Genomic DNA, 26,357 nt, shown 5'->3' with positions numbered 1-26,357 from the left:
AAAATATTCTATCTTTGTAGTATGGATATAATTGCTCTTAAAAAAGACCCTTCAATACCTAAATACAAGCAAATTGTTGCTTCTGTAGAAAATGCTATCGCAAATAATATTTTAAAGAAAGGAGACAAATTACCCTCATTAAATGTTATAAAAAATAAGAATTCTTTATCTAGAGATACTGTTTTAACTGCTTTTAACGAATTAAAAAACAGAGGCATTATAAATTCTGTAGTAGGAAAAGGGTATTTTGTTGCTAGCACAGAAATTGCTATTGAAAAAAAAATATTTTTACTTTTTGATGAACTAAACTCTTTTAAAGAAGATTTATACAATTCCTTTTTAGATAATTTAGGCGATCATATTCAAGTGGATATCTTTTTTCATCACTTTAATTTAGAGGTTTTTAATAAATTAATCGATGACAATATTGGTAATTATAATTACTATGTAATTATGCCTGCAAATTTAAAAGACACAAAACAGTCTATTCTAAATTTACCTAAAGAAAATGTTTTTATCTTAGATCAAGTCCCTGAAGAATTATCTGAATATCCTGCTATTTATCAAAATTTTGAAAAAGATATTTATAACGGTCTTTTACAAGGAATTGAAGATGTCAAAAAATATCAAAAATTAGTATTGGTTTATGCTGATGATAAACAGCCAAAAGGTATTTTAAAAGGGTTTTTAAAATTTTGTAAACAGCACTCTTTTTTAAATGAAGTTATTTCTAATTTAAACAATAGAACACTTACTGAGAAAGAAATTTATTTTGTTTTGGATGATAAAAACTTAATTAGAGTTATAAAAAAGATAAAAGAACAGCAAATGGCTATTGCTAAAGATATAGGTATTGTATCTTTTAACGATACTATTTTAAAAGAAGTAGTAGCAAATGGTATTAATACAATTTCTACAAATTTTAACTTTATGGGTAAATCGTTGGCAGAAATGCTATTAAATAACAATAATGATAAAATTGAAAACCCAAGCAATTATATCAAAAGAAATTCTTTGTAAGATATTTTTTAAAAAATAAGATTTTAAGTTTTAGTAATTTAAAGATAACAATATATTATTATGAGTAAAGAACTAATAAAAGAAGTAAAAATAAATTTTTTAAAAACCTTTAAAACTGAGCCGTTATTAGTTTTTTCTCCCGGAAGAATAAATATTATAGGAGAACATACAGATTATAATGGTGGTTTTGTTTTTCCTGCAGCAGTAGACAAAGGTATTGCAGCTGCTCTGCAAAAAAGCGATTCTGGCCATTGTACTGCAATTGCTTTAGATTTAGATAGTAGAATAGAATTTGAACTTGCTAAAATAAAACCATCTAAAGAAGGTAGTTGGGAAAATTATGTTTTTGGTGTAGTTGCAGAAATACAGAATAGAAATAAAATTATAGGAGATTTTAATATCATTTTTAAAGGTAATATTCCTGGAGGAGCTGGTATGTCTTCATCTGCAGCCCTAGAAAATAGTGTTGTTTTTGGTTTAAATGAGTTGTTTGACTTAGGATTAACCAAAACAGAAATGATTTTAATATCACAAAAAGCAGAACACAATTATGTGGGTGTTAAATGTGGAATTATGGATCAATATGCAAGTATGTTTGGTAAAAAAAACAATGCTTTATTATTAGATTGTAGAACTATAAAAGCCAAACCTTATAAGATTAATTTTAAAGACCATCAATTACTTTTAATAAACACAAACGTAAAACACAGTTTATCAGACAGTGCTTATAATGATAGGCGTTCTGCTTGTGAAAGTATTGCAAAACTATTAAAAGTAGAAACGTTAAGAGAAGTATCAGAAGAAGATTTAGAGCAAATTATTGATAAGGTTACCCCAGAAAATTATCAAAAAGCATTGTATGTGATTCAAGAAATAGAAAGAACACAAAAGGCTGCAAAAGCCATACAAAATAACGATTTAGATAAATTAGGAGCCTTAATTTATGCATCTCATAATGGTTTGCAACATCAATATAAAGTAAGTTGTGATGAGTTAGATTTTTTGGTTGATCAGGCTAAAAAAAATAAAAACGTTTTAGGTGCTAGAATGATGGGTGGAGGTTTTGGAGGATGTACAATTAATTTAATTGCAAAATCAGAAGCAAAATCATTTTCAGAATCTGTGGCGAAAGCATACAAGAATAAATTTAATAAAGAGTGTTCAGTTTATTTTGTAACACTTTCTGATGGAACACATTTGGTAAAATAATTTAAAAATATATCATGGAAAACACTAATTTACAAGATTACTCGCATAAGAGATTCAATATTTTAACAGGAGAATGGGTTTTGGTTTCGCCTCACAGAGCAAAACGTCCTTGGCAAGGTCAAAACGAAGAAATATCAACAGAAAAAAGACCATCTTATGATGAAAGTTGTTATTTATGTGCCACCAATACTCGAATAAATGGAGAAATTAATCCAGATTATAAAGACGTTTTTGTTTTTACAAACGATTTTGCAGCCTTACAAAAAGATTCTCCTTCTTTTAATGTAAATGATGGATTGTTAATTGCAGAAAGTGAAACGGGTATTTGTAAAGTGATTTGTTTTAGTCCAGATCATTCTAAAAGTTTGGCAGATATGGAGGTAAAAGATATTGATAAGGTTGTAAAAGTTTGGCAAAAAGAATATGCTTTGTTAGGGGCAAATAAGGATATAAATAATGTTCAAATATTTGAAAACAAAGGTGCAGTAATGGGTTGTAGTAACCCTCATCCTCATGGTCAAATCTGGAGCCAATCTAGTTTACCTAATGAAGTTCAAAAAAAAGACCAACAGCAAAAAAAATACTTTTCAGAAAATAATTCAAGTCTTTTAGGAGATTATTTACAGCAAGAATTAGAAGCCAAAGAGCGTGTTATTTTTGAAAATGATGATTTTGTTGTGTTAATTCCTTTTTGGGCAATTTGGCCTTTTGAAGCAATGATTGCTCCAAAAAAAGTATACAAAGATATAATTCAGCTTTCTGAAGCTGAAAGTTTAGCTTATGCAGAAGCAATTTCTGTTTTAACAAAAACCTATGATGCTTTATTTGAATGTTCGTTTCCATATTCTTCTGGAATACATCAAGCACCAACAAATGGAGAGGATAATGGGCATTGGCATTTTCACATGAGTTTTTATCCACCTTTATTAAGAAGTGCAACCGTTAAGAAATTTATGGTAGGTTATGAAATGTTTGGAACTGCTCAAAGAGATATTACTGCAGAACAAGCTGCACAAAGATTAAGAGATTTGGTTTAGGTAAATATTATAACATAAGTGAAAATTAAATTGTTTGACCTATGTTGTACCTAATAAAAAAACCTCAACTGTAAAAAGTTGAGGTTTTTTATTTGTACTCAAGTTTATAATTTATGTGCAAAGAAAATTATACACCAAAATTAAAAAATAGTATAGAAAATAGTTACAATAAGATATTAAATATGAATTATTGTTCAGTATGTAACCCTGAAGAATTTAATAGAAAAAATACAAGTAATATTTTAGACTTTAAAAAATAAGGAAATAGTAAAAGGTAATTGTTTTATTGAAAATAAAATAGTAAAAATGCGACATTATTAGTAAAATTCACTAAATTTATCGGAAAATTACTAAATAGTGTATTTATCAGATTTTATAAAAGAACGTCTTTCATTTGAAGAATATTCATTTTCAAAGGATGAGCTTCATTTAGTTAGTCAAAAAGAGAAATCACAACTAACTACAGACTTATCTTATCTTGTTAAAAAGGGAGAGATAATTTCTTTACGAAAGGGTTTTTATTTAATTATACCTCCAAGATATTCAAAATTTGGAAAGTTACCGCTTGAATTATATGTAAATAAACTATTTAAGTTTATAGATAGACCCTATTATGTAGGTTTATATTCCGCTGCAAAATTTCACGGAGCTAGCCATCAGCAAATACAAAGAGAATATATAGTTACTATAAAACCGACCTTATTAGATATTACAAAAAAAGGGAACGATATCCATTTTTTTACAACTTCAAAATGGCCATCAAAAAATATTATAGAAAAAAAGTCAGATGCAGGGATTTTTAAAATTTCAAGTCCAGCACTTACAGCAGTAGACTTAATTCATCATCATAATAAGTTAGGCGGCATTAATAGAATGTTAGCCATTTTGGAAGAATTATCCGAAGAAATCACTAAAAATGACATCGAAGAATTATTGAGTTGGTATCCGCATAAAAGTACTTTACAACGATTTGGGTTTTTATTAGAAGAATTACAAGTAGACGAATTTCTTTTAAAACCAATAATGCAGCACTTAAAAAAATCGAAATACTTTCCGGTATTATTAAGTCCAAAATCAAAACAGAAACCAGGTGCAGTAGATAACGATTGGAAAGTAGATATAAATATTAAATTAGAAAGCGATTTATGATTCCGAAGCCTTACATAGCAAAATGGCAAGAACAAGCGCCTTGGAAACAATTTTATCAAGTAGAACAAGACCTTGTAATTAGTAGAGCATTGGTAGAAATATTTTCTGATGATTTTTTGCGTGAAAATTTAGCTTTTAGAGGTGGTACAGCTTTACATAAGTTGTATTTAAATCCTGCCCCAAGATATTCTGAAGATATCGATTTGGTTCAAATTAAACCAGGACCTATAAAGCCAATAATGGAACGAATTAAAGAGGTTGTTACCTTTTTTGAAGAACCAAGAAGAACACAAGTAAAAGGACACGGAGCAAAAGCAACCTATCGTTTTACATCAGAGTACGAAGCTATTAGATTGCGCTTAAAATTAGAAATTAATTGTAAAGAGCATTTTAATGTTTTGGATTGGGTAGATTTTCCTTTTGAAGTAGAAAGCGAATGGTTTTCTGGAAGTGCTAAAATTAAAACCTATAGCATTAATGAATTATTAGGTACAAAATTACGTGCCTTATACCAACGTAGCAAAGGAAGAGATTTGTTTGATTTAGATTATTCTCGATTAAATATGGAATTAGATATAGACCAAATTATAAAATGTTTTAAAGAATACACAACATTTTCTACAGGTAATAGACCACCTAGTCAAAAAGAATTTTTATTAAATATTGAAGAAAAAGAGCAAGACCCAGACTTTACAGGAGATATGGAAGCTCTATTAAGAACAGGTGTAAAATACAATCAAGATGAAGCCTTTGAGTGGCTTAAAACCGAATTGATAAATAAGATATAACCAAGAATGATAAATAAAAGTAGATTAGAAAACTTAACAAACGAAGTTTGGAAAGGTGCAATTAAACTAAGAGGGAAATTTAAAGCTAAAGATTATCCTTCTGTTATTCTACCAATGATAATGATTCGTAGAATTGAATGTGTGCTTGAAGAGAATAGAGCCAAATTCAAATCAATTATCATTTCAAAAGACGATTCTTTTGATGATGAGAATATAAAAGCACTTTACGAAAAAGATGCTGAAAAAGGAAAAGCAAAACAAGTAGAACTTGCCAAAAGAATAAAGCAATACGAAAAAGCGAAACTAGAATTTTACAATGCAACCAATTGGACCCTCAAAAGTATTCTTGCCGACAGTACCACATTAGTAGAAAACAACTTCCGTAGTTTTTTAAATGGTTTTAGCGAAAACATAGAAGAAATTGTAGATAAATTTGAATACCGACAAATGGTTACCAAAATGGTAAAAGAGAAACGTTTGTCTCAAATTATAAAATTGGTAGCAGAAGAAGATTTTAGCCCAACACGACTATCAAATATAGAAATGGGTTATGTGTACGAAAATCTCTTGCAACGTTTCTCGCAAGATGATGCCAAAGACACAGGAGAGCACTTTACACCTAGAGAAATCATTAGAATAATGGTTGACTTGATGGAAATTGACTTTGACCCAGAAACTGCGACAAAAGCTATTTCTTTATACGACCCAGCTTGTGGAACTGGTGGAATGCTTTCCATTGCCAAAGAACATTTAATTGACCAAGCCAAAACACCCAAAGGTATTGCGAATACCGAAGATTTAATTTTGCTTAACGGTCAAGAAATGTTAGCTCAAAACTATGCAGTTTGTAAAGCAGATATGCTAATTAAAGGCGAAACTAAAGCAAATATTACACACGGAAACTCTTTAATTCCAAATATTGAAAGTATTCAAGATGATGGCGACCAACACGCAGGAAAACGTTTTGATTATATGATTTCTAATCCACCTTTTGGTGTAGATTGGAGCGATTATAAACATCACGTAGAAAAACTAATAGGTAGCAGATACCAACCTGGGGCTACGGAATCAAGTAAAAAAGGAGTGTTTACAATAACGCCAACAAATGATGGTGCGTTACTTTTTCTACTAACAATGTTAGAAAAAATGAAACCAAAAAGCAAAGGCGGTTCTAAAATTGCCATTTTGTTTAACGGTTCTCCGCTTAGTAATGGAGATGCAACTCAAAGTGAAAGTGAAATGAGGCGTCATATTCTAGAAAACGACTTGTTAGATTCTATTGTAATGATGCCAGACCAAATGTTTTACAACACAGGTATTTACACATACATTTGGATTTTAAACAACAACAAACCAAAGCATAAAGAAGAAACGGTATTGATTATTAATGCTCGTAAACAATCTGAAAAAGAACCAAAATCTTTTGGTAACAAGCGTAACCAAATAACGGACACCAACCGCAAATGGATTAACGACCAGTTTGCCAATTGGGAAGCTAATAAAGATTGTAAAAAATTCCATACTACAGACTTTGCTTTTCATAAAGTGAAAGTAACGTTTTGGCAAGAAGATGAGAATGGCGAACAAATGTGGATTACCGAAGATTGGACAAAACAAATCAATAACGCCAATATGAAAAAGGAGTTTGATTTGTATGGCGATTTTACGGTAAACTTAAAAGTAAACGAACTAGAATTTGAAATCCATTATGATGGTGAAACCGCTTTTGAAACTTTAGTTGCCAACTTGCTAAAAGAAAAAGTTGCAGAACTAAAAAACGAAAAGCTAAACGATATTAAAAAATGGTTTAAAAACCAAGAAAAAACCGTTACTTATCACCACAGACATTATATAGTAGATAACGAGTATATATACCTTTTGACAGAACAGCCGAAGACAAAGAAGCCTACATAAATGCTTTTTTAGCCAAAGAAATAGAGTATCAAATAATAGACTGGAATGAGTATAACAAACTAGGTTACGAAATACTACCTAACAAGTATTTTTACAAATACCAAGAGCCAGAAAGTAGCGATAAACTTATAGAGCAATTTTGGGAACTGGAAGAAGAAGCCACCAATTTACTCAACGAAATAAAAGCTTTATAGGATGGAAAAATACACTTATAAAGAAAGCGGAGTTGAATGGTTAGGTGTTATTCCTGTACATTGGGATATTGGTAAAGTTAAAAGAGGATGTTCTGAAATTGATACAGGAAAAACACCGTCAACTTCTGTTTCTGAATATTTTTTTGATGGTTCAGTAGAATGGTATGCACCTGAATGTTTTAATGAAACACTGTGGATTGATGAACCAAAGAAACTTATTAATCAAAAAGCTGTTGATGATGGTCAAATCAAAATTTACCCAGCAAAAAGCGTATATTTTGTTGCAGTTGGTGCTACCGCAGGAAAGGTTGGAATTATATCAAAACCGGCTTCTTGCAATCAACAAATCAATATTTTACAGACAAATCATAAATTATTACCTGAATATCTAACTTATCAATTTAAATTGTTAGAAACAGAGATTATAAAATTTGCACAATACACTACATTACCTATTTTAAATCAAGCCAAGACAGGTGTTTTAGAAATGTCATTTCCACCAATCCAGGAGCAAAAAGCCATAGCCGAGTATTTAGACATAGCCACCGCCAAAATAGACCGCATTATTTCTATTAAACAAGAGCAGTTGGTTAAGATGAAGGCTAGTAAAAAATCTAAAATTGAACATCTATTTTCTTATGATAAAGACTGTAAATCAATAAAAAAAGATGATTTAGAATATCTAGGTTACGTTCCAAAAGATTGGAAAGTAACGCAATTAAAATTTGTTCTTGATTTTCTTGATAGTCGCAGAATTCCTTTGAGTGGAGCAGAAAGAGGAGTTATGACCGAAAAGACCTATGATTATTATGGTGCTTCAGGAGTCATTGACAAAGTTGATAATTATATTTTTGATGAACCACTTATTTTAATAGGAGAAGATGGTGCAAATCTTGTGACAAGGAGTAAAACCTTAGCCTTTATAGCTAAAGGAAAATATTGGGTAAATAATCACGCTCATATTTTAAAACCAAAATTTGGAGATATTGAATTCTGGACATATTTATTAGAAAGTTTAGATTATTCACTTTTTATAACTGGTGCTGCTCAACCTAAACTTTCACAAGGTAATTTAGCTAAAATGAGAATTAAATTTCCTAAAGAAGAATCTAAAAGAAAAGTGATTTTAGATAAAATTGTAAAACTTGAGCAGACAACTAAAAAACAACAAATTAACCTCAAATCCCAAATCAAAACCTTACAAACTTATCGTAAAAGTTTAATTCACGAATGTGTTACAGGTAAAAAGCAAGTAACGTCTGCCATAAAAAACCAAGCCTATGCCTAGCAATAAAGAAACGCTTTTTCAAGACCATTTGTGTGCTTTTTTAAGCACAGAACATAACTATGAAACTTTTGAGGCTTCAAGGCTCACAAATTCCAACCATATTATAGAAAAAGACCTTATTGCTTTTATAAAAAACACACAAGAAAATAAGTACCAAGAACTACAAGAAAATTTTGGTACAGATGCAGACCGAGAAATTATAAAAGCCTTAGAACTAACTCTATTAAAAAAAGAATTATGGTTAGTAATGCGAGAAGGTTTAACCGTAAAAGGCACAAAAGTGCTTTTATATGCTCAAAAGCCAAGGTCTGCAACCAATACAACACAAGCAGAAAATTACGCTAAAAATACTTTTACTTATAAAAAAGAATACTACTACAACCCAAACAATCAAGAGCGAATAGATATTGCTATTTGGTTAAACGGTTTACCAATTATCGTTTTAGAACTAAAACACGAAGACGAAGGACAAGATGTAAATGATGCCATTTTTGAAAGCTTTTTAAAACGAGATTTAAAAAATCCAATTTATAAAAATCCGTTTTTATATGTAGCATTAAGCAATACAGAAGCCAAAATTGCTACCAATCCAAATTCAGAAAAAAACTTTAGATGGTTTAATGCTAGTTTGCAAAACAAGGCAGAAACTAAAGGTGAATATCCTGTAGAACACGTTTACAGATATGCTTTATCGCCAGAAAATATTTGCCATTATTTAGAACATTATTTGGTATTTGTTCCAGCCAAACAAAAAGAAGTAGATGGCGAATGGCAAACGACTTCTTCGTTTACTATTTTCCCACGCTACCACCAGTTTAGAGCCAGTAAAAGCTTAGCAGAAGATGTACAACAGTTTGCCGAGAATAAACAAGTATTAGGTAAAAAGTATTTAATAAATCATTCCGCAGGAGCAGGTAAAACCTTAACCATTGCTTGGATGGCAGACCGTTTGGATAGTTTGTACACCAGTAACGGAAAAAAAGTATTTGACAATATTATTATCCTAACCGATAGAAACGCTTTAGACAAAAACGTAAAAGACGATTTAGAAATGTTTACCCATTTGGGTACAAAAATAAACTTTGCTAAAAGGTCTAAAAACCTAGCAGAATATTTAGAAAAAGACAGAGATATTATTGTTACAACTATTCATAAGTTTGCTCACATTCAAGAAAAATTAGAAAACGATAAAAGTCTTAAAAACAGAAATGTCGCATTTTTAATAGATGAAGCACACCGTTCGCAAGATGGTAAAATGGCTTTGACAATGCGTAAGTTTTTTAATGATGAAGAAGCAGAAGCTTCCGAAACAGACGAAGACGAAACTCTAAAAGAATTACAAAAACTAAACATAAGTAATCAAGTATTTGTAGCTTTTACAGCCACTACAACACCAAAAACTGTTTCATTCTTTGGAGAACCTTTTGATGTGTATAGTGAAGAAGAAGCTATTGCAGAAGGTTATATTTTAGATGTTGCTCATAATATTATTTCGTACGAAACATTATACAATTTAAAGCTAAAAGAAGCCATTCCAGAGAAGGATTTCCCAATAGGAATTGTAAGTAAGTTACTTAAAAATATAGCGTATGAAGATGACTCTATTATTCAGTACAAAGCAGAAGTAATTGTAAAGCTATTTGAAGAAAAGGTAGTTCCAAGTATTCAAGGTCAAGGAAAAGCAATGGTAGTTACGTCTTCTCGTATTGCAGGCTTAAAATATTTTAATACACTAAAAACCATTTTAGAAGACAAAGAATCAGAATGGAAAGTATTGTATGCGTTTAGTGATTTTACACACCCAATTACAAACGAGAAAATAGAAGAAAATACTGTAAATCAACTCAACGGAAAATTAATAGAAGATGTCTTTGCAGAAGAAGGCAATCGAATTTTAGTAGTTGCAAATAAATTTCAAACAGGTTTTGACCAACCTTTGTTGTCTACAATGTTTTTAGATAAATCTATTAACGGAGTAAATGCCATACAAACCGTTTCACGTTTAAACCGAAAGCATAGAGACAAAGAACAAGAAGATATATTAGTCGTTGATTTCACCAATAATGCTCAAAATATTTTTGATGCTTTTAACAAGCACAGAAAAGGAAGTCCATACAAAGACAAGCAACCTGAAAAACAGGTTTTAGTAGACTTATTTGATGAAATTGTAAATCTTAATGTATTTACCGAAGAAGAAATAGAATTGTATGTAAACGCATTTATTGATGCAGAATTAGAAGCTAGAGAACGAAACTCAACTGCTGATGCCATTTTAAGTAATCTAAACCAAGATTACAGAACAATTTTCAAAAAGAAACTTCCAGAATTAGAAGCACAAAAAAACTATGTTTCTTTATTAAGAAGATACACCAAGCTATATTATTTTATCGCTCAGTTTTTTGAATTAACACCAGAACTAAACGAATTTATTGTATTTGCAGAAGTAATGGGTGATACTTTAATCAGAAAAGGGAAAACTTCTGAAATGAAAGAGTTTCTAAAGAAAGTTGAACTAAGCAAAGGAGCTGTAAAGTTTACTGGAACTAAAACCAATCTTACTGTAGTAGGAAAACCAAAAAAGAAAACAGGACTTAAAACAGGAAAAGGCGGACACGAAATACCAAGAACAACTATTGAATCTGCAATAAAAGATATTCAAGAAAAATTTCAAATAAGCGAAGAAGATGCAATTTTGATAAAGGAAATAGTAGAAGAAGTATCTGAAACGACAAGTACTAAAGAAACAGTTATTGCAAATAAAAACAATCAAGTTTACTTAAAAACAAGTGCTGAACCTAGAGTACAATCGGAAGTAAAAGACGAATATATAAAACGTGACTTATGGGACAAATTAGACGACCCAATGTACGTTCAAAAAGGCGGAATTATAAGTTTGATTGGAAAAACAGTAATTCAGAATTTAATACAGGCTGGATAAAATTTGTTTAGGTTTTTTTGTGAAAATAAATAAATCACAAAGATTTATAAGTTAATAATAATATGGAAAACAAAATAGTATTACACCTTTCAGATAGTTTTTACACTAATTTTTCTGGTATTAAACGTTTGTTTGAGTTTTATAGGACTGCATCAGACTATTATAACGAAACGGTTTATTTAGATTTTTATCATTTAAATTGGTTTGATGCAAATTTAAGCGCATTATTTGGTAGTATTTTATCAAAACTTACCAAAGAAAATAATTTAAAATTTTCTACCGATTTAAAGTATTTAGAACAGCATTTTAATGTGTTATTTAGAAACGGGTTTTTTCGTTCTGAAAATACTGTAACTGATGAACAAAAATCAACGGTATCATTTAGAAGTTTTTTGCCTGACGATAAAGATGGTTTTATAAATTATATTGAAAATGATTTATTGAATCATAGAGGGATGCCAGATTTTAGTGAAACTGTAAAAGATAATATTATAGAATCTCTAATAGAAGTATTCTGTAATATACAAATTCATTCAAAATCAAAAGAACCGTTTTATGTTTGTGGTCAGTATTATCCTCAACAAGATGTATTAACTTTTTCTATGGTTGATTTAGGTGTTGGTTTTCTTCCTGCAATCGAAAATAAAACAAAAGGTGAAGTAGATAATGATTACGATGCTATCAAGTGGGCATTGGAAAAAAGGAACACAACTAAAATAGGAAAACCAGGGGGATTAGGTTTATTCGATTTAAATTCGTACTTTGAACAAACAAATGGAAACTTTCAAATTATATCAGGTGATACATTTTGGAGTTTAGAATTGGAAAATACAGTAATGAAAAAGTTCCATTTTCCTAACCCTTATGTTGGCTCTATTTTAAATTTGTTTTTCAAATACAAATAAAGTATATTTGTACCCACTTAATTTGTGTTCTAAAATTTATCATTATATATGAAAATCAATGTTTTAGATATTATCAAGTCAGAATTAGCTACCAACCTAACAGACGGTAGTGTTCTTTTTGAAGTTATCAAATCCTACAAGCCTTCAGAGATTACTATTTCCTTCGCAGGTATCAGACGCATATCTACCTTGTTTCTTAACGAAAGTATTGGTCAGTACGCAATGAGTAATGCATCAAATATTCAAGAATTAAAATTTGAATATCCAGTAGGAAACGAAATGTTTTCTCATAAAGTTGAAGATGTTGTTGAAAATGCTTTAATGGGAGACGAGTACGACACATTAGTCGATAACGCTCTTCTTTCAATGTAATACCTTATACCTTATGTCTTATTCTTACTCAAAGGCATCTAGTCATTCTATTAAAAATCAAGAAAAATATTTTTTAGATGCAAATATCTGGTTAAAAGTATTAGCACCTAAAAACAAACTATCATACAAGGATAAAGGATATTTAGCATTTTTTGAAAAGCTAGTAAATAATACAAAAGTTCGCATTATACTTCCTGCTTTGGTGGTTTCAGAAGTAATCAATAGGATTATTAGGGAGGTTCATTATCAAAAGCATCTTAAAGCAGTTAAGAAAAAAACACCCAACATTGACTTTCCAAGTGATTACTATAAAAATGTTTTTAGAAATACAGATGATTATCGCATAGCATATAATCTAATTTGTGACGATATTAAGAGTTTCAATTCTTCAATAGATTTAGTTAATGACGAGTTTGGAACAACCTTTAAATTTAAACACGTAATGTCTAATCCACCAACGAGTCTTGATTTTAACGATTATTACTATTACAATTTATGTAAAAAGAAAAGCTATTTCTTGGTAACAGATGACAAGGATTTTTGGGTTAAAGATGTTAAGGTTGTTACTATGAGCGACACACTTCTTAATAAACATATTGCCACTTTGATACCAAAAAGCATTATAAAATAACCTTTATTTTTTCTTTGCCATTTCTCTAATGTTTCTCAATTTTTATTCTTAAAAGAAGAGAAGAGCTTTATATCAATACTTTTTAAAGTTGAATAAGAAATAATAGTAGCCCTATAAGTAGCCCCAAAAATTAAAAAACCCTTTAAAAACAAGGTTTTTAAAGGGTTTACAGTACTCAAGGTGGGAATCGAACCCACACTCTCGAAAGAACTGGATTTTGAATCCAGCGCGTCTACCAATTCCGCCACTTGAGCAAGTATTAAATAGGATTGCAAATGTATAATTTTTTTTTATTTAAAGTCTATAAATAAATCTCAAAGTCAATAAATAATTTCTACTTTTGCATTTTTACAACAACACAACAAAAAATACAACTAAATGCTTACAAATCAGTTATCACCAAAACTTTTTGCCTGCAGGCAAAGTACTGTTTTAGCAGAGAAAATTGCAAAAGAATACAATATAGAACTAGGAAATGTTAAAACAACGTATTTTAGTGATGGAGAATTTCAGCCAGCATTAGAAGAATCCGTAAGAGGAAGAAGAGTTTTTATTATAGGTTCTACGTTTCCTAACGCAGATAATTTAATGGAAATGTTATTAATGTGTGATGCTGCAAAAAGAGCATCAGCAAGACACATTACTGCAGTGATGCCTTATTTTGGATGGGCAAGACAAGATAGAAAAGACCAGCCAAGAGTTGCTATTGGTGCAAAATTAGTAGCTAAATTGTTAGAATCTGCAGGAGCAACAAGAATTATGACAATGGATTTGCATGCAGATCAAATTCAAGGTTTCTTTGAAAAACCAGTTGATCATTTATATGCTTCAACAATTTTTTTACCTTATATAAAGAGTTTAAACTTAGAAAACCTTACCATTGCATCCCCAGATATGGGAGGTTCTAAAAGAGCGTATGCTTATTCTAAACATTTACACTCAGATGTTGTTGTTTGTTATAAACAACGTAAAAAAGCCAATGAAATTGGTCACATGGAATTAATTGGAGATGTTCAAGGAAAGAATGTTATTTTGGTTGATGACATGATTGACACTGGAGGTACATTAGCACATGCTGCCAATTTAATGATGGAAAGAGGAGCAATAAGTGTAAGAGCAATTTGTACACACCCAATACTTTCTGGAGGTGCTTATGAAAAAATACAAAATTCAGGTTTAACAGAATTAATAGTATCAGATACAATTCCTTTGAAAAAGGAGACTTCTAAAATAAAAGTAGTATCTTGCGCCCCATTATTTGCAGATGTTATGCATAAAGTGCAAGACAATACTTCAATTAGTGGAAAATTTTTAATGTAAAATTCATTGTAAAACCCTCAAAGTGAGTGTGTAAAATGAGTTAAATTTAATATAAATAAAAAGTAATGAAATCAATTACAATTAAAGGATCAAAAAGAGAAAGCGTAGGTAAAGTAGCAACGAAAGCCTTACGTAATGCTGGTATGGTTCCTTGCGTTATTTACGGAGGAGAAAACCCAATACACTTTTCAGCAGAAGAAAAAGCGTTTAAAAACTTGGTATTTACTCCAAATGTATATACTGCTAGTTTAGAAGTTGATGGACAAAAAATACCTGCAATATTACAAGATATTCAGTTTCACCCAGTAACAGACAAAATTTTACACGTAGATTTTTATCAGTTATTTGATGATAAAGAAGTTACAATGAAAATACCTGTAAGATTAGTTGGTACTTCTCCAGGGGTATTAAATGGTGGTTCTTTACGTTTTACAAATCGTAAATTAAAAGTAAAAGCATTACCTGTAAACTTACCAGATTTTGTTTCTGCAGATATTTCTAAATTAAAAATAGGTAGTAAATTAACTATTTCTTCTTTAATAAATGAGGAATATACTTTTATGCACCCAGATAATACAGTTGTGGTACAAGTAAGAACTTCTCGTAATGCAACTGCAGAAGAAGATGAAGAAGAAGAAACTGCAGCAGCACCTGAAGCAGCAGCAGAATAGACTTTAAACTTCTGTTATAGTATAAAAAGCGTTACAATTTTTGTAACGCTTTTTTTATTTAGAATTTTATAATTATTCTTATTTTTGAACAATGAATGTAAGGAACTTATTTTCTAAAATATTTGGAACAAAACTGGAAACTAAAGAAGCGTTGATGAAGAAATTTTTAATTGTTGGTTTAGGAAATATTGGAGACACTTACACAAATACACGTCACAATATTGGTTTTAAAATTCTTGATGAGGTTGCAGAAGAACACAATGTAACATTTGAGACAGACAAACTTGGAGATATTACCAACTTTAGATTTAAAGGAAAAACTTTTATCTTGCTAAAACCAAGTACTTTTATGAATTTAAGCGGAAAAGCAGTAAAATATTGGATGGATAAAGAAAAAATAGCTCTTGAAAATATTTTGATAGTTACAGATGATGTAAATATCGATTTTGGTACAATTCGTTTAAAAGCAAAAGGTTCTGCAGGTGGTCATAATGGATTAAAAGACATTCAAGAAAAATTAAATACCCAACAATACGCTCGTTTTAGATTTGGCGTTGGAGGTAATTATAGTAAAGGAAGGCAAGTAGATTTTGTACTTGGTACCTGGAACAAAGAAGAAACGAGTCAATTAATAGAACGTTTGCCCATATCTGCAAAAGCAATTACATCATTTGGTATTGCTGGTTTATCAAACACAATGAACACTTTTAATGGAAAATAGTAATTTATAGTATCTCTTTTCAATCTCTACACTTTCACACCAACAAAGTATATTTTATTACATTTGTAAAAAAGTAGATATGAAAAAGATAATTATACTTATTTGCTGTATTTCTCTAAGCAGTTGCTTCTTTAACTGGCAAGAAAGGGGAGATGAACCATTATATTCAAGATTTGAACCTGTTACTTTAACAGTTGCTGAACTAGAAAATTCCATTGAAATTTTAGACAAAAAAGAAATCACTGAGGCTTCTAAAATTTATATTATTAATGATTATATTTTTATTAATGATAAAAGAACTGGGTTTCATATTTTTGATAATACCGACACTTCAAACCCTATAAAAAAGAAATTTTTAAAAGCACCTGGGGCAACAGATATCGCTATTAGAAATAATGTACTTTATATTAATCAAGCAACAGATTTAGTGGCTTTAACTTTTAATTTTAATACACTAAAAGTAGCAGTTAATAAAAGAGTTAAAAATGTGTTTCCTGAATTGATTTCTCCTGATGGAGAATATTATGTAGAAGATGGAAAAGTTGTAGTTAATTGGATTCAAAATTAAGAAAAGATGCTAAAGAAAATACTACTATTATCCGTTACTTTACTCTTAATTTCTTGTAGCCAAGAATCAAACGATTCAATTCAAAATTCAGAATCTTCAGATGGCCAAGGAGGTTCTCTAGCTACTTTTTCTTTAAAGGGAAATTATCTATATACTGTAGATTATAGTAATTTGTCTGTTTTTAATATTACAGACACTACAAACCCTATTAAAGTAAATACTGTTAATGTTGGTTTTGATATTGAAACCTTGTTTAGTTACAATGACTTTTTATTTATTGGATCGCAAAATGCGATGTATATATATGATGTTACCAATGCAGAATTACCAAAAAAAATGTCTCAATCAAATCATTTTAGAGCTTGTGACCCTGTAGTTGCCAATAATACAAATGCTTATGTAACATTACATAGTAACGCCAATTGTGGAGGAGCTGTAAATGAACTAAAAACGTATGATGTTACAGATATAGAAAATCCTATTCTGCTAAACACAAGAAACTTAACCCAACCTAAAGGATTGAGTTTATTTGGTACAGATTTTTTATTAGTTTGTGATGGTAGTGTAAAGATTTTTGATGTTAAAAATCCTTTAGATTCAAAGTTTTTAAAAGAAATTCCTACCACAAATTCAATTGATATCATTATTAGAAATAACAATGCATTTATTATTTCAGAAGGAAGTATTTCTCAATACGAATTGAATTTAAATGATATTTTAAACTTTAAAAAAATTAGCGAATTTACTTTTTAAAAGTAAAATATTCAATTCTCACTTGCATACCATTCTGCAAAACTACTTTCAGTTTCCTGTAGTTTTAAGGAATGCAGTTTGATGTTTTTAGGCAATCTTTTTTTAATTTTTTCTGCAAAATCTATCACCATCATTTCACTAGTTGGTTGATAGTCAACTAATAAAACATGATGATCTCTATCCATTAATTCTTTTGCTAACTCAACATGAGGTGTGTTTTTATTAAACACGGTTGCATGATCAAAAATATCTACAATTTCTTCATTTACAATTTTTTTTAAATCACCAAAATCTATCACCATACCAAATTTTACATGAGATGAATCTGTTATTGGTTTTCCTGAAACGGTTACAGAAAGTTTGTAAGAATGTCCATGCACATTTTTACACTTTCCATCATAACCATACAAAGCATGCCCTGTTTCAAAATTGAATTTTTTTGTAATTCTAATTGTACTCATTTGTATTTAATTTAATGCTTTCAGTACTAGTGATTCCAGCTATTTGATTTAAATTTTATAGAATTTTAAATAATAAAAAATTATCGTCTATTTCTAAATTTGTTATAATAATAAACTATAACTAAGCCTATTGCCAATCCTATAAATAAATAATCTCCTCCCATTTTAAGTATATTTTGTTATTTTTCAACTAAAAAATTTTGTAAAACATCTGCAATTTTTCTGTTATCAGATAATTGTGGAATCTTGTTTTGCCCCCCAAATTTACCAATAGATTTCATATATTCATGAAAACCACCTTTTTTTACTTTTCTAATGATTAAAGGTCGCAAAACTTTACCTTCAATTAAATCGATATAATAAATATTTTGAGCTTGCATAGAAACATCTACTTTAGTGGCAAATTCTTCTATATTTTCAGGCTCACTTTCAAATTCAATAAACCATTCATGATAAGGCAATCCGCTTTCTGGGTTTACTTGAGGTGCCACAGTAAATTCACTAATATTTATAGATGTTCCTTTAATAGCATCATTCAAAGCCTTTTCTACTTCCTTACCAATAACGTGTTCTCCAAAAGCAGAAATAAAATGTTTTATGCGTCCTGTAACTTTAATTCTATAAGGTTTTGTTGATGTAAATTCTACAGTATCACCAATATTATACCCCCAAAGACCTGCAGTTGTATTTAAAATAATAACATAATTAACACCAATTTTTACATCTTTTAAAGAAATTCTAGTCGGGTTTTCATCAAAAAACTCAGTTGCAGGAATAAATTCATAAAAAATACCAGAATCTAACTGTAACAACATTCCTTTTTCTGTTTGCGAATCTTGATAAGCAATAAATCCTTCTGATGCAGGATACAATTCTATATAATCTATTTTTTTACCAATTAAACTTTCAAATTTATTTTTATAAGGTTCAAAATTGACACCTCCATAAATAAAAAAATTAAAGTTCGGGAATAATTCAGAAACCGATTTGCCTGTTTTTTCAATCAGTTTTTCAAAATACATTTGTACCCAAGAAGGAATTCCGCTAATTACAGACATGTCTTCATTAATGGTTTCTTCTACAATGGCATTTACTTTGGTATCCCAATCTTCAATACAATTAGTTTCCCAACTAGGTAATCTGTTTTTTAATAAATATTGAGGTACATAATGTGCTACAATGCCACTTAATCTACCTAATTTTACACCATTTTTATCACTTAAAACAGGGCTTCCTTGTAAAAAAATCATTTTACCATCAACAAAACTAGCATCGTTTTTTTCTTTGATATAAAACAACAAAGCATTTCTTGCAGCTTTTATATGTGTTGGCATCGATTCTTTGGTAATAGGTATAAATTTTGCACCAGAAGTTGTGCCAGATGTTTTAGCAAAATATAGAGGTTTACCTGTCCAAAGAACATCAGATTCTCCTGCAACAATTCTATCTACATAAGGTCTTAATCCTTCATAATCTGTAACTTTTACTTCTTTTTTAAAATCTTCATAAGAAGAAATAGTGTTAAAATTATGGTCTTTACCAAAAGCTGTTTTACTGCCTTTAGCAATTAAGTTTTTAAAAACTTTGTCTTGTGTTTTATGAGGCTTATTAGCCCATTTAAACACCTTTTTTGTTGCAATTTTAGCAAACGGAATTGCAAAGAGAGATTTGATACTCATTATTTAAAATCTATAAAATTTGTTGGATTTACTGCATAACCACCGCTCCAAAGTTCAAAATGCAAATGTGGGCCTGTTGTTAATTCTCCTGTAGAACCTACAGTAGCAATTACTTCTCCAGATTTTACAAAATCACCCTGCTCTTTTAATAAATTTCCATTGTGTTTGTATACAGAAATATATTCTTTGGCATGTTTTAAAATAATTACATAACCTGTTTCTGCTGTCCAACCAGAAAAAATAACAGTGCCATCTGCAGTTGCCTTAATAGGTGTGCCTGTTTTTGCAGTAATATCTACAGCAAAGTGTTTAGAAGTAGCATCAAAATCTTGAGAAATTCCTCCGTTTAAAGGAGCAAAAAAGACAATTTGAATGGTGCTTTCTGCATTTTTTTGCAAAGAAAAACGCGTCTCACTTTCTACCTTTTCTCTAAAAATAGAATCTTCTTTGGTTGCATTTAATTTACTTTCATCAATTAAACGTTGTTTTGCTTCTATTTGAACAGAGTCGATATTTTCAGCTTCAATTTCTCCTGTTAAAATAGGTTTCAATGCTTTTGTGTAATTTTCTAAAATAGCTAATTTTATTTTTAAAGAGTCTGCTTCAAAAGTTAAATTTGCAGCTTTTCTTTTTAAAGCAGAGGAAGAATATCCAGGTATATATTCTTTTAAAGGCGTAAAAGCTATTAGTAATATTGTACCAGCTATTAGTAATACTGAGAAAACACCTCCTAATACAAATACATTTAATCGAGATAGTTTTAATGAAAAACGCTCTTCAAAAGTGTTTTCATTTAAAACAACCAATCTGTACTTGTCAGTTAGTTTTTGTTTAAGTTTTCCTTTCTTTTTATCCTTTTTACCCACAAAAATTTATTTGATGTTTAGCAAATATACAACGATTTTTAAGTGCATTTATTTTCTATAAAAATTCATTTCATCAACATACTTCCAAACCTCGTTTGTTAAAAGTGGTTGAATATTTTTTTGGTCTTTTATTCCGTTTCTAATCATTGTAGAAGAAATTTGTACAATAGGAGCTTCTACTTTATGAATTTTAGGGTGATTTTTAAATTGATGATCTGCCATTCCTTTTGCAATTCTTGGATACACATAAATGTGATGATGTTCTAAAATAGTTTCATAATTTTTCCATTTATGTAAACTTTTTAGATTGTCCTCTCCCATAATTAAGCAAAATTCTTTGTCTGGATAAACATCAGAAATATGGGCTAAAGTATGCACAGTATAGTTTGGTTGTGGTAATTTAAACTCAATATCAGAAGGTTTTATTTTCGGATATTTTTCTGTAGCTCTGTAAACCATTTCTAAACGATGATGATTGTTTAGCAAAGAGCTTTTCTTTTTAAACGGATTGTGAGGTGTAACCACCATCCAAACTTCATCTAAATCAGAATTTTCAACTAAATGATTGGCAATAATCAAATGCCCAATATGTATTGGGTTAAAAGTGCCAAAATATAAACCAATTTTCATTTTTATTATTTAATTACAGAATGTGCTCGATACAATTTCAACAAAAAAGAGTTAAAATCACTTGAACTGACAGAATTTTGACAACAATTTACATGAAAATAATGTTACTATTAAAAGATCTTTTCAGGATGACAAACTTTTTAAAAACTTATTTTTGTTTCTAGTTTCCTTTTAATTCTGTTTTCCTTACAGCTCTAAAAAACCACTAACCAAATCATCAGCTTCCTTTAAAGCATCTTCTAAAATATAATTTTTTATTATTTTATCAAACTGAGGTGCAGTTGCTAATTCTACAGAAGCTTTTGCAATACGCATATTTATCTTGTCTTCACTTTCTGTAGAACGTTTTTTTAAACGAATTTTTAATTCGTCTACACTTGGGGGTTTTACAAAAACGGCTAGTGTTTCGTTTGGAAATTTATGCTTAATTCTTAATCCACCAACAACATCAATATCAAAAATAACGTGTTTTTTTAATGCCCAAATTCGTTCTACTTCACTTTTTAAAGTTCCATAAAAATTATCTCTATATACTTCTTCCCATTCCAAAAATTCATCGCTTTTAATTTTATCTTTAAATTCTCTTAAATTGATAAAATAATAATCCTCTCCATGTTTTTCTTCTCCTCTAGGTTGTCTAGAAGTAGCAGAAATAGAAAACTCTAAATTAAAACGTTTTTGTTTTAATAAATGACGAACAATAGTTGTTTTACCAGAACCAGAAGGTGCTGAGAATACGAATAATTTTCCTTTAAAATCTGACATATAATTTTATTATTTGTCATGCTGAATTTATTTCAGCATCTTTTTTATTTAATACTAAAAAGCTGAAACAAGTTCAGCTTGATTTAAGCAAAGCTTAAAGCACATTTAAAATTTGCTCTTTAATCTGCTCCAATTCATTTTTCATTTGAATTACTGCTTTTTGCATCGGAGCAAAATTGGCTTTAGAACCAGTTGTGTTTATTTCTCGTCCCATTTCTTGCATAATAAACCCTAATTTTTTACCATTAGAATCTTCTGAAGCTAAAGTTTGTAAGAAATAATCTAAATGATTTGCCAAACGCACTTTTTCTTCATTGATATCTAATTTTTCTAGATAATAAATCAATTCTTGTTCAAAACGATTTTCATCTATATCTACTTTTAAATCGTTAATTGCCTTTCTTAAACGGGTTTTTACGTTTTCAATTCTATCAGCATCTAACGCTTTTACTTCATCTAAATAGGTTTTTATGTTTGCAATTCTTTCTTTAAAATCAACCTCTAAAGAAGCAGCTTCATCTACTCTATATTGTACAATATCTCTTATAGCAATATCTATGTTTTGGTTGATGCTATTCCATTCGTTTTCATCTAATTCCTCACGTTCTGTTTTTAAAGCATCGGGCATTCTTATGGCCATTTTTAACAACTCAACATCAGATGCTCTACCAGTTTCAACTGTATTTTTAAGTTGCTCTATATATTGTTTTACAACACTTTTATTAACTGTAGTTGAAGTTTCATCAGCAGTCATTTCAACAAAAATTGAAAAATCTACTTTTCCACGAACTAAAGCACTTGCTAATTTTTTACGAACAGATAATTCTTTTTCTTTGTAGTAAGATGGAATTCTTACGTTTAAATCGAGGTTTTTACTGTTTAAAGATTTAATTTCTATGGTTACTTTTTTTGTTGGTAATTGCAATACAGCTTTACCATAACCAGTCATAGATTGAATCATAAAAGATACATTTTTAATGAAGGGCAAATATAGTTTTTATTTAACAGAATTTTCTACTTGTTTGGTAACTAAATAGACGCCTAAAAAGATGAGTAATGTTGCCCCAACTTTTATAAAATTTAACGAATCACTGCCAACAATTAATGCATAAATTGTTGCAATTACAGGTTGTAAATAAGTAAAAACACTAACTGTTGTTGGTTTTAATTTAGACAAACCATACAAGTTAAAAAGATAAGTAATACAAGTGGTAAAAATAATTACAAAGCCAATATTCCAATAAATATTAGTCGGTATTTTTTGCCATACAACTTCATTTAATTCACTAAAACCAAAAGGAATTACAAAAATTAATCCGAATAAATAAAACCATTTTACAAATACAATAGGATGATATTTTGTAATTAATTTTTTGGCTAATACTAAGTACAAACCATAAGAAGTAGCATTTACAAAAACTAGAAAGTTACCCAAGTTACTATTTGTAGCACTTCCATTAGAGGCATTGCCATAAGTAATTAATAAAACTGCTCCAATTAGTCCTATAATAATTCCTAAAATTCTTTGTTTACCGATTGCTTTTTTAATTATGATACTAGAAAAAATAAGCACCATAATTGGTGTAATTACCATAATTACAGAGGCACTTATTGGGGTAGTTAAACTTAAACCTTTAAAAAAAGAAAGCATATTTAACCCAACGCCAAAAAAAGAAGCAAATAAAATATTCTTATAATCTACTTTATCTATTTTTTCGTTTTTTACAAATAAACCTAAAAGCCAAAATATGATTGTAGCACCACTAACTCTTATTACAATAAAAGCAAATGGTTTTAAATAAAGAGGCATTACTTCTTTGGCAATTGTATAATTAACACCATAAATTAAAGTGCCTATAGAAACAGCAATTAATGCTAATGTTCTTTGATTCATAAAAGATTTATAGCTACTAAATAATAAGCAAAGTTGATGATAAATTTTAATCTAGGGTGTAAAAAAAATCAAAATATATTTTCAGCGTTTTTTAAAAACTAAGAAAAGAAAAAAGTTAATAAAGTTGCTAACAACAATAAAGTAATCAATACGCTTTTAATACTATTTTTTTTAATAGTTTCAAATCCGTTTGCAATAATTATAGAACAAGGTACTAGTAAGAAGGTAATTTCATATCCATTGTTTTGAGAAATGAATAAAGTAAAAATAACAGCAATAATTAAATTTACAATTAAAATTAGCCAGCTTTTTTTAAACAAATTATTTACAGAAAATGCTCGTAAAGATTTTGCAAATAAAGAGTAGATGGTTAATAAAAGAAGCACGCAAAAAATCCAGAAAGAATAACTTTCTATATAAAAAATAGCATGATTAAAAATATCTAAACGAAATGATTGTATAAATTTTTCAGGTGAATCATTCCAAAATAAATAAGCTAAATATATAATTAAAGGCGAAGCAAAACCAACTATAGCAGTAAAAACGGTATTTATTGTAGCTCTTTGATGTAATAAAATGGACGTAAATATTAAAATAAAAAAGAAAATTGAAAAAGGTTCTATAATAAACAAAATACCAAGCCAAAAACCACTGTCAAACACTTTTTTTATGATATTTTTTGAATACTGTAAGTTGTAAACTTTTCTTAAAAAAAACAAGTATAATAAGAGGGCAAATAAGGCTTTAAAATCGAATAACTTAAAAATAAAAAGTGTTATTGTTAAAATAAAAAGGAAAAAAGCATAAGAATGATCAAATGTTAACCTGTTTTTTGACACTAAAAGATGATAAATAAAAAAAATAAATAGAAAAAGTATAAAGTAAGAAACACACTCAAACACTTTGTACCACTCAAATTGCTCATTCAAAAGATATGAAAAAGCTGTGATTAAAAAGAAACAAAGAAATAATATAAAATAAATTATAAAATTGATTGGTTTAGATTTCGCTAAAAAATTGGCTAGCATTGTTTCTTTTGTTATTTTTGCACTGTAAAGATAATTAAGTTATGATAGCAAGCAATATTTTTAGAATAATTGGTAGTTTATTTACAGATTTATTATTTCTTCCTTTTGATATGTTACGCAAAAGTGTAGCACATGCAGATTTTGGATGGTGGATTTCTAATGCAGTAAACTGGGGGTTTTTAGTAGTTTTGTTAGTTTTATTTGCATATTGGATGGGGCAATCTAGAAAATTTGTAAAAGAAGGTACAGAAGACAGAGCATAATACTACACTTTTGGGAAGCAAAAATAAACTGAAACGATTCAAAGAAAATGAAACGTTTAAAAATGTCATTCAGCCAACTAGAGAAGAAGTTGTCACTAACTTTTCTTTAAAAAGTAAATGGCATTCTTTTTTTGGTAACAACAACCCTATTGTTGTAGAGTTAGGCTGTGGTAAAGGAGAATATACCATTGCTCTGGCTCAAAAAAATCCAAATAAAAACTATATTGGCATCGATATTAAAGGGGCACGTTTTTGGCGAGGTGCAAAAACTGCTATTGAAGAAAACTTAGATAATGTTGCTTTTGTAAGAACTCAAATTGAGTTGGTCGATTTTATTTTTGCTGAAAATGAAGTTTCAGAAATTTGGATTACTTTCCCAGATCCACAAATAAAATTTCAGCGAACAAAACACAGAATGACCAATGCTAGTTTTCTAAAAAAATACCATCATATTTTAAATGAAAACGGAATTATGAATTTGAAAACAGATTCAGAATTTATGCATGGTTATACTTTAGGTTTGTTACATGGAGAAGGTCATGAGGTTCTGTATGCAAATCATACCGTTTATAAAAACGAAGGAGCACCCGTTGAAGTTACAGAAACCCAAACTTTTTACGAAAAGCAATATTTAGAAGTAGATAAGCCAATTACCTATATTAAATTTAAATTAAAATATTAATTTAAGTTATTGTTAGGAACCAAGTAATCTATTAATGAATTTTTATTCTTTTCCAATAAAATTACCAGTGAGATTCCTTGAAATCTGTGTCACTTTTTTTTAGACTTCGAGAAATTCTGCTTTTTACCTCTTTGAATCTCTGAGAAATAACTACTATCTTCACAAAGTGAAAGAATCAGATAATTTTTTTGAAAAAGTGTATCAAGTTGCACGTTTAATTCCCTTTGGAAAAGTAACCAGTTATGGAGCAATTGCCACTTATTTAGGAGCAGCAAGATCTGCAAGAATGGTGGGTTGGGCAATGAATAATTCACATACACAACTAGAAGAAGTTCCTGCACACAGAGTTGTAAACAAAAAAGGATTACTTACTGGCAAACATCATTTTAATGGCACTAATTTAATGCAACAATTACTAGAAAATGAAGGGATTGTTGTTATAGATAACCAAATTCAAGATTTAGAAACAGTATTTTGGGATCCTATAAAGGAGTTACCCTAATATTTCCTAATTTTTTAAAAATTTACAAATAATCACAAATAGTGTCCATAATTTCCAATTATAAACACATCAATAATCATAATCTACAAGCTTTATTTTTTGAATAGTT

General features: G+C 29.4%; 27 protein-coding genes and 1 tRNA gene. 19 read left to right on the top strand and 9 right to left on the bottom strand.

Going from position 1 to position 26,357, the window contains the following annotated elements; all coding sequences use genetic code 11:
* Positions 1-21: 21 nt before the first annotated feature.
* From Q0731_RS01160 to Q0731_RS01110, 11 genes are all read left to right on the top strand, one after another.
* Positions 22-1,020 (top strand): GntR family transcriptional regulator, encoded by a 999-nt coding sequence (locus Q0731_RS01160; protein ID WP_299058855.1) that lies wholly within the window; start codon positions 22-24, stop codon positions 1,018-1,020.
* A 60-nt stretch (positions 1,021-1,080) separates the two neighbouring features.
* Positions 1,081-2,229: a galactokinase gene (locus Q0731_RS01155; RefSeq protein ID WP_299058853.1), complete on the top strand. Its 1,149-nt coding sequence runs from the start codon at positions 1,081-1,083 to the stop codon at positions 2,227-2,229.
* A gap of 14 nt (positions 2,230-2,243) precedes the next feature.
* Positions 2,244-3,266, top strand: a complete 1,023-nt coding sequence (locus Q0731_RS01150; protein WP_299058851.1) for a UDP-glucose--hexose-1-phosphate uridylyltransferase — start codon at positions 2,244-2,246, stop codon at positions 3,264-3,266.
* A gap of 357 nt (positions 3,267-3,623) precedes the next feature.
* Complete coding sequence (locus Q0731_RS01145) at positions 3,624-4,415, top strand: type IV toxin-antitoxin system AbiEi family antitoxin (protein WP_299058849.1); 792 nt, start codon at positions 3,624-3,626, stop codon at positions 4,413-4,415.
* Positions 4,412-5,203 carry a nucleotidyl transferase AbiEii/AbiGii toxin family protein gene (locus Q0731_RS01140; protein ID WP_299058847.1) on the top strand — a complete coding sequence of 264 codons (792 nt, stop codon included), beginning with the start codon at positions 4,412-4,414 and terminating at the stop codon, positions 5,201-5,203. The genes Q0731_RS01145 and Q0731_RS01140 overlap by 4 nt, the downstream gene beginning before the upstream one ends.
* A 6-nt stretch (positions 5,204-5,209) precedes the next feature.
* Positions 5,210-7,117, top strand: a complete 1,908-nt coding sequence (locus Q0731_RS01135; RefSeq protein ID WP_299058845.1) for a class I SAM-dependent DNA methyltransferase — start codon at positions 5,210-5,212, stop codon at positions 7,115-7,117.
* Between the two features lie 195 nt (positions 7,118-7,312).
* Positions 7,313-8,599 (top strand): restriction endonuclease subunit S, encoded by a 1,287-nt coding sequence (locus Q0731_RS01130; RefSeq protein WP_299058843.1) that lies wholly within the window; start codon positions 7,313-7,315, stop codon positions 8,597-8,599.
* Positions 8,592-11,537, top strand: coding sequence for a DEAD/DEAH box helicase family protein (locus tag Q0731_RS01125; protein WP_299058841.1), 2,946 nt, complete (start codon positions 8,592-8,594; stop codon positions 11,535-11,537). The genes Q0731_RS01130 and Q0731_RS01125 overlap by 8 nt, the downstream gene beginning before the upstream one ends.
* Before the next feature lie 62 nt (positions 11,538-11,599).
* On the top strand, positions 11,600-12,442 hold the full coding sequence (locus tag Q0731_RS01120) for a hypothetical protein (RefSeq protein ID WP_299058840.1): 843 nt from the start codon (positions 11,600-11,602) through the stop codon (positions 12,440-12,442).
* A gap of 48 nt (positions 12,443-12,490) precedes the next feature.
* The gene (locus Q0731_RS01115) at positions 12,491-12,814 is read left to right on the top strand and encodes a DUF4325 domain-containing protein (RefSeq protein ID WP_299058838.1); all 324 of its coding nucleotides are present in this window, start codon (positions 12,491-12,493) and stop codon (positions 12,812-12,814) included.
* A gap of 13 nt (positions 12,815-12,827) precedes the next feature.
* Entirely contained in the window at positions 12,828-13,445 is a 618-nt protein-coding gene (locus Q0731_RS01110; RefSeq protein ID WP_299058836.1) for a PIN domain-containing protein, read from the top strand.
* Positions 13,446-13,617: 172 nt separating this feature from the next.
* Here the strand turns inward: Q0731_RS01110 and Q0731_RS01105 are convergent.
* A tRNA-Leu gene (locus Q0731_RS01105) sits at positions 13,618-13,699 on the bottom strand.
* Between the two features lie 124 nt (positions 13,700-13,823).
* On the opposite strand from Q0731_RS01105, the gene Q0731_RS01100 reads away from it, so the two are divergent.
* From Q0731_RS01100 to Q0731_RS01080, 5 genes are all read left to right on the top strand, one after another.
* The gene (locus Q0731_RS01100; protein ID WP_299058835.1) at positions 13,824-14,765 is read left to right on the top strand and encodes a ribose-phosphate pyrophosphokinase; all 942 of its coding nucleotides are present in this window, start codon (positions 13,824-13,826) and stop codon (positions 14,763-14,765) included.
* Positions 14,766-14,830: 65 nt separating this feature from the next.
* Complete coding sequence (locus Q0731_RS01095; RefSeq protein WP_299058833.1) at positions 14,831-15,436, top strand: 50S ribosomal protein L25/general stress protein Ctc; 606 nt, start codon at positions 14,831-14,833, stop codon at positions 15,434-15,436.
* A gap of 154 nt (positions 15,437-15,590) precedes the next feature.
* Complete coding sequence (pth, locus tag Q0731_RS01090) at positions 15,591-16,157, top strand: aminoacyl-tRNA hydrolase (protein ID WP_299058832.1); 567 nt, start codon at positions 15,591-15,593, stop codon at positions 16,155-16,157.
* 79 nt (positions 16,158-16,236) lie between these two features.
* Positions 16,237-16,725 (top strand): hypothetical protein, encoded by a 489-nt coding sequence (locus Q0731_RS01085; protein WP_299058830.1) that lies wholly within the window; start codon positions 16,237-16,239, stop codon positions 16,723-16,725.
* A gap of 6 nt (positions 16,726-16,731) precedes the next feature.
* Positions 16,732-17,478: a hypothetical protein gene (locus tag Q0731_RS01080; RefSeq protein WP_299058828.1), complete on the top strand. Its 747-nt coding sequence runs from the start codon at positions 16,732-16,734 to the stop codon at positions 17,476-17,478.
* Between the two features lie 11 nt (positions 17,479-17,489).
* Here Q0731_RS01080 and Q0731_RS01075 read toward each other — a convergent pair whose 3' ends face one another.
* From Q0731_RS01075 to Q0731_RS01040, 8 genes are all read right to left on the bottom strand, one after another.
* Positions 17,490-17,939 carry a 6-carboxytetrahydropterin synthase gene (locus Q0731_RS01075; protein ID WP_299058826.1) on the bottom strand — a complete coding sequence of 150 codons (450 nt, stop codon included), beginning with the start codon at positions 17,937-17,939 and terminating at the stop codon, positions 17,490-17,492.
* A 179-nt stretch (positions 17,940-18,118) separates the two neighbouring features.
* Positions 18,119-19,618 (bottom strand): GH3 auxin-responsive promoter family protein, encoded by a 1,500-nt coding sequence (locus Q0731_RS01070; protein WP_299058824.1) that lies wholly within the window; start codon positions 19,616-19,618, stop codon positions 18,119-18,121.
* The gene (locus Q0731_RS01065) at positions 19,618-20,484 is read right to left on the bottom strand and encodes a M23 family metallopeptidase (protein WP_299058822.1); all 867 of its coding nucleotides are present in this window, start codon (positions 20,482-20,484) and stop codon (positions 19,618-19,620) included. Before Q0731_RS01065 ends, Q0731_RS01070 begins: the two co-directional genes overlap by 1 nt.
* 48 nt (positions 20,485-20,532) lie before the next feature.
* On the bottom strand, positions 20,533-21,114 hold the full coding sequence (nadD, locus tag Q0731_RS01060) for a nicotinate (nicotinamide) nucleotide adenylyltransferase (protein WP_299058820.1): 582 nt from the start codon (positions 21,112-21,114) through the stop codon (positions 20,533-20,535).
* Between the two features lie 186 nt (positions 21,115-21,300).
* Positions 21,301-21,879 carry a guanylate kinase gene (gene gmk / locus Q0731_RS01055; RefSeq protein ID WP_299058818.1) on the bottom strand — a complete coding sequence of 193 codons (579 nt, stop codon included), beginning with the start codon at positions 21,877-21,879 and terminating at the stop codon, positions 21,301-21,303.
* A gap of 94 nt (positions 21,880-21,973) precedes the next feature.
* Positions 21,974-22,840: a YicC/YloC family endoribonuclease gene (locus Q0731_RS01050; protein WP_299058815.1), complete on the bottom strand. Its 867-nt coding sequence runs from the start codon at positions 22,838-22,840 to the stop codon at positions 21,974-21,976.
* A 36-nt stretch (positions 22,841-22,876) separates the two neighbouring features.
* Positions 22,877-23,773: a DMT family transporter gene (locus tag Q0731_RS01045; protein ID WP_299058813.1), complete on the bottom strand. Its 897-nt coding sequence runs from the start codon at positions 23,771-23,773 to the stop codon at positions 22,877-22,879.
* Positions 23,774-23,871: 98 nt separating this feature from the next.
* Positions 23,872-24,801: a DUF6427 family protein gene (locus Q0731_RS01040; protein WP_299058811.1), complete on the bottom strand. Its 930-nt coding sequence runs from the start codon at positions 24,799-24,801 to the stop codon at positions 23,872-23,874.
* Positions 24,802-24,842: 41 nt separating this feature from the next.
* On the opposite strand from Q0731_RS01040, the gene Q0731_RS01035 reads away from it, so the two are divergent.
* From Q0731_RS01035 to Q0731_RS01025, 3 genes are all read left to right on the top strand, one after another.
* On the top strand, positions 24,843-25,064 hold the full coding sequence (locus Q0731_RS01035; protein WP_299058809.1) for a hypothetical protein: 222 nt from the start codon (positions 24,843-24,845) through the stop codon (positions 25,062-25,064).
* A gap of 10 nt (positions 25,065-25,074) precedes the next feature.
* Entirely contained in the window at positions 25,075-25,746 is a 672-nt protein-coding gene (trmB, locus tag Q0731_RS01030; protein ID WP_299058807.1) for a tRNA (guanosine(46)-N7)-methyltransferase TrmB, read from the top strand.
* Positions 25,747-25,912: 166 nt separating this feature from the next.
* Entirely contained in the window at positions 25,913-26,248 is a 336-nt protein-coding gene (locus Q0731_RS01025) for an MGMT family protein (RefSeq protein ID WP_299058805.1), read from the top strand.
* The last annotated feature ends 109 nt before the right edge of the window (positions 26,249-26,357 follow it).

This window comes from uncultured Polaribacter sp. (assembly GCF_947497695.1).
GTDB lineage: Bacteria > Bacteroidota > Bacteroidia > Flavobacteriales > Flavobacteriaceae > Polaribacter.
This window is presented reverse-complemented; position numbering and strand designations above follow the sequence as displayed.

What these genes read in the sequence shown, in the direction of transcription:
- Q0731_RS01070 (WP_299058824.1), bottom strand. Translation starts at nt 19,618, where the DNA reads ATGAGTATCAAATCTCTCTTTGCAATTCCGTTTGCTAAAATTGCAACA.
- gmk (WP_299058818.1), bottom strand. Translation starts at nt 21,879, where the DNA reads ATGTCAGATTTTAAAGGAAAATTATTCGTATTCTCAGCACCTTCTGGT.
- Q0731_RS01140 (WP_299058847.1), top strand. Translation starts at nt 4,412, where the DNA reads ATGATTCCGAAGCCTTACATAGCAAAATGGCAAGAACAAGCGCCTTGG.
- pth (WP_299058832.1), top strand. Translation starts at nt 15,591, where the DNA reads ATGAAGAAATTTTTAATTGTTGGTTTAGGAAATATTGGAGACACTTAC.
- Q0731_RS01100 (WP_299058835.1), top strand. Translation starts at nt 13,824, where the DNA reads ATGCTTACAAATCAGTTATCACCAAAACTTTTTGCCTGCAGGCAAAGT.
- nadD (WP_299058820.1), bottom strand. Translation starts at nt 21,114, where the DNA reads ATGAAAATTGGTTTATATTTTGGCACTTTTAACCCAATACATATTGGG.
- Q0731_RS01130 (WP_299058843.1), top strand. Translation starts at nt 7,313, where the DNA reads ATGGAAAAATACACTTATAAAGAAAGCGGAGTTGAATGGTTAGGTGTT.
- Q0731_RS01110 (WP_299058836.1), top strand. Translation starts at nt 12,828, where the DNA reads ATGTCTTATTCTTACTCAAAGGCATCTAGTCATTCTATTAAAAATCAA.
- Q0731_RS01115 (WP_299058838.1), top strand. Translation starts at nt 12,491, where the DNA reads ATGAAAATCAATGTTTTAGATATTATCAAGTCAGAATTAGCTACCAAC.
- Q0731_RS01085 (WP_299058830.1), top strand. Translation starts at nt 16,237, where the DNA reads ATGAAAAAGATAATTATACTTATTTGCTGTATTTCTCTAAGCAGTTGC.
- Q0731_RS01075 (WP_299058826.1), bottom strand. Translation starts at nt 17,939, where the DNA reads ATGAGTACAATTAGAATTACAAAAAAATTCAATTTTGAAACAGGGCAT.
- Q0731_RS01160 (WP_299058855.1), top strand. Translation starts at nt 22, where the DNA reads ATGGATATAATTGCTCTTAAAAAAGACCCTTCAATACCTAAATACAAG.
- Q0731_RS01135 (WP_299058845.1), top strand. Translation starts at nt 5,210, where the DNA reads ATGATAAATAAAAGTAGATTAGAAAACTTAACAAACGAAGTTTGGAAA.
- Q0731_RS01035 (WP_299058809.1), top strand. Translation starts at nt 24,843, where the DNA reads ATGATAGCAAGCAATATTTTTAGAATAATTGGTAGTTTATTTACAGAT.
- Q0731_RS01155 (WP_299058853.1), top strand. Translation starts at nt 1,081, where the DNA reads ATGAGTAAAGAACTAATAAAAGAAGTAAAAATAAATTTTTTAAAAACC.
- Q0731_RS01050 (WP_299058815.1), bottom strand. Translation starts at nt 22,840, where the DNA reads ATGATTCAATCTATGACTGGTTATGGTAAAGCTGTATTGCAATTACCA.
- Q0731_RS01045 (WP_299058813.1), bottom strand. Translation starts at nt 23,773, where the DNA reads ATGAATCAAAGAACATTAGCATTAATTGCTGTTTCTATAGGCACTTTA.
- Q0731_RS01120 (WP_299058840.1), top strand. Translation starts at nt 11,600, where the DNA reads ATGGAAAACAAAATAGTATTACACCTTTCAGATAGTTTTTACACTAAT.
- Q0731_RS01095 (WP_299058833.1), top strand. Translation starts at nt 14,831, where the DNA reads ATGAAATCAATTACAATTAAAGGATCAAAAAGAGAAAGCGTAGGTAAA.
- Q0731_RS01080 (WP_299058828.1), top strand. Translation starts at nt 16,732, where the DNA reads ATGCTAAAGAAAATACTACTATTATCCGTTACTTTACTCTTAATTTCT.
- Q0731_RS01150 (WP_299058851.1), top strand. Translation starts at nt 2,244, where the DNA reads ATGGAAAACACTAATTTACAAGATTACTCGCATAAGAGATTCAATATT.
- Q0731_RS01125 (WP_299058841.1), top strand. Translation starts at nt 8,592, where the DNA reads ATGCCTAGCAATAAAGAAACGCTTTTTCAAGACCATTTGTGTGCTTTT.
- Q0731_RS01040 (WP_299058811.1), bottom strand. Translation starts at nt 24,801, where the DNA reads ATGCTAGCCAATTTTTTAGCGAAATCTAAACCAATCAATTTTATAATT.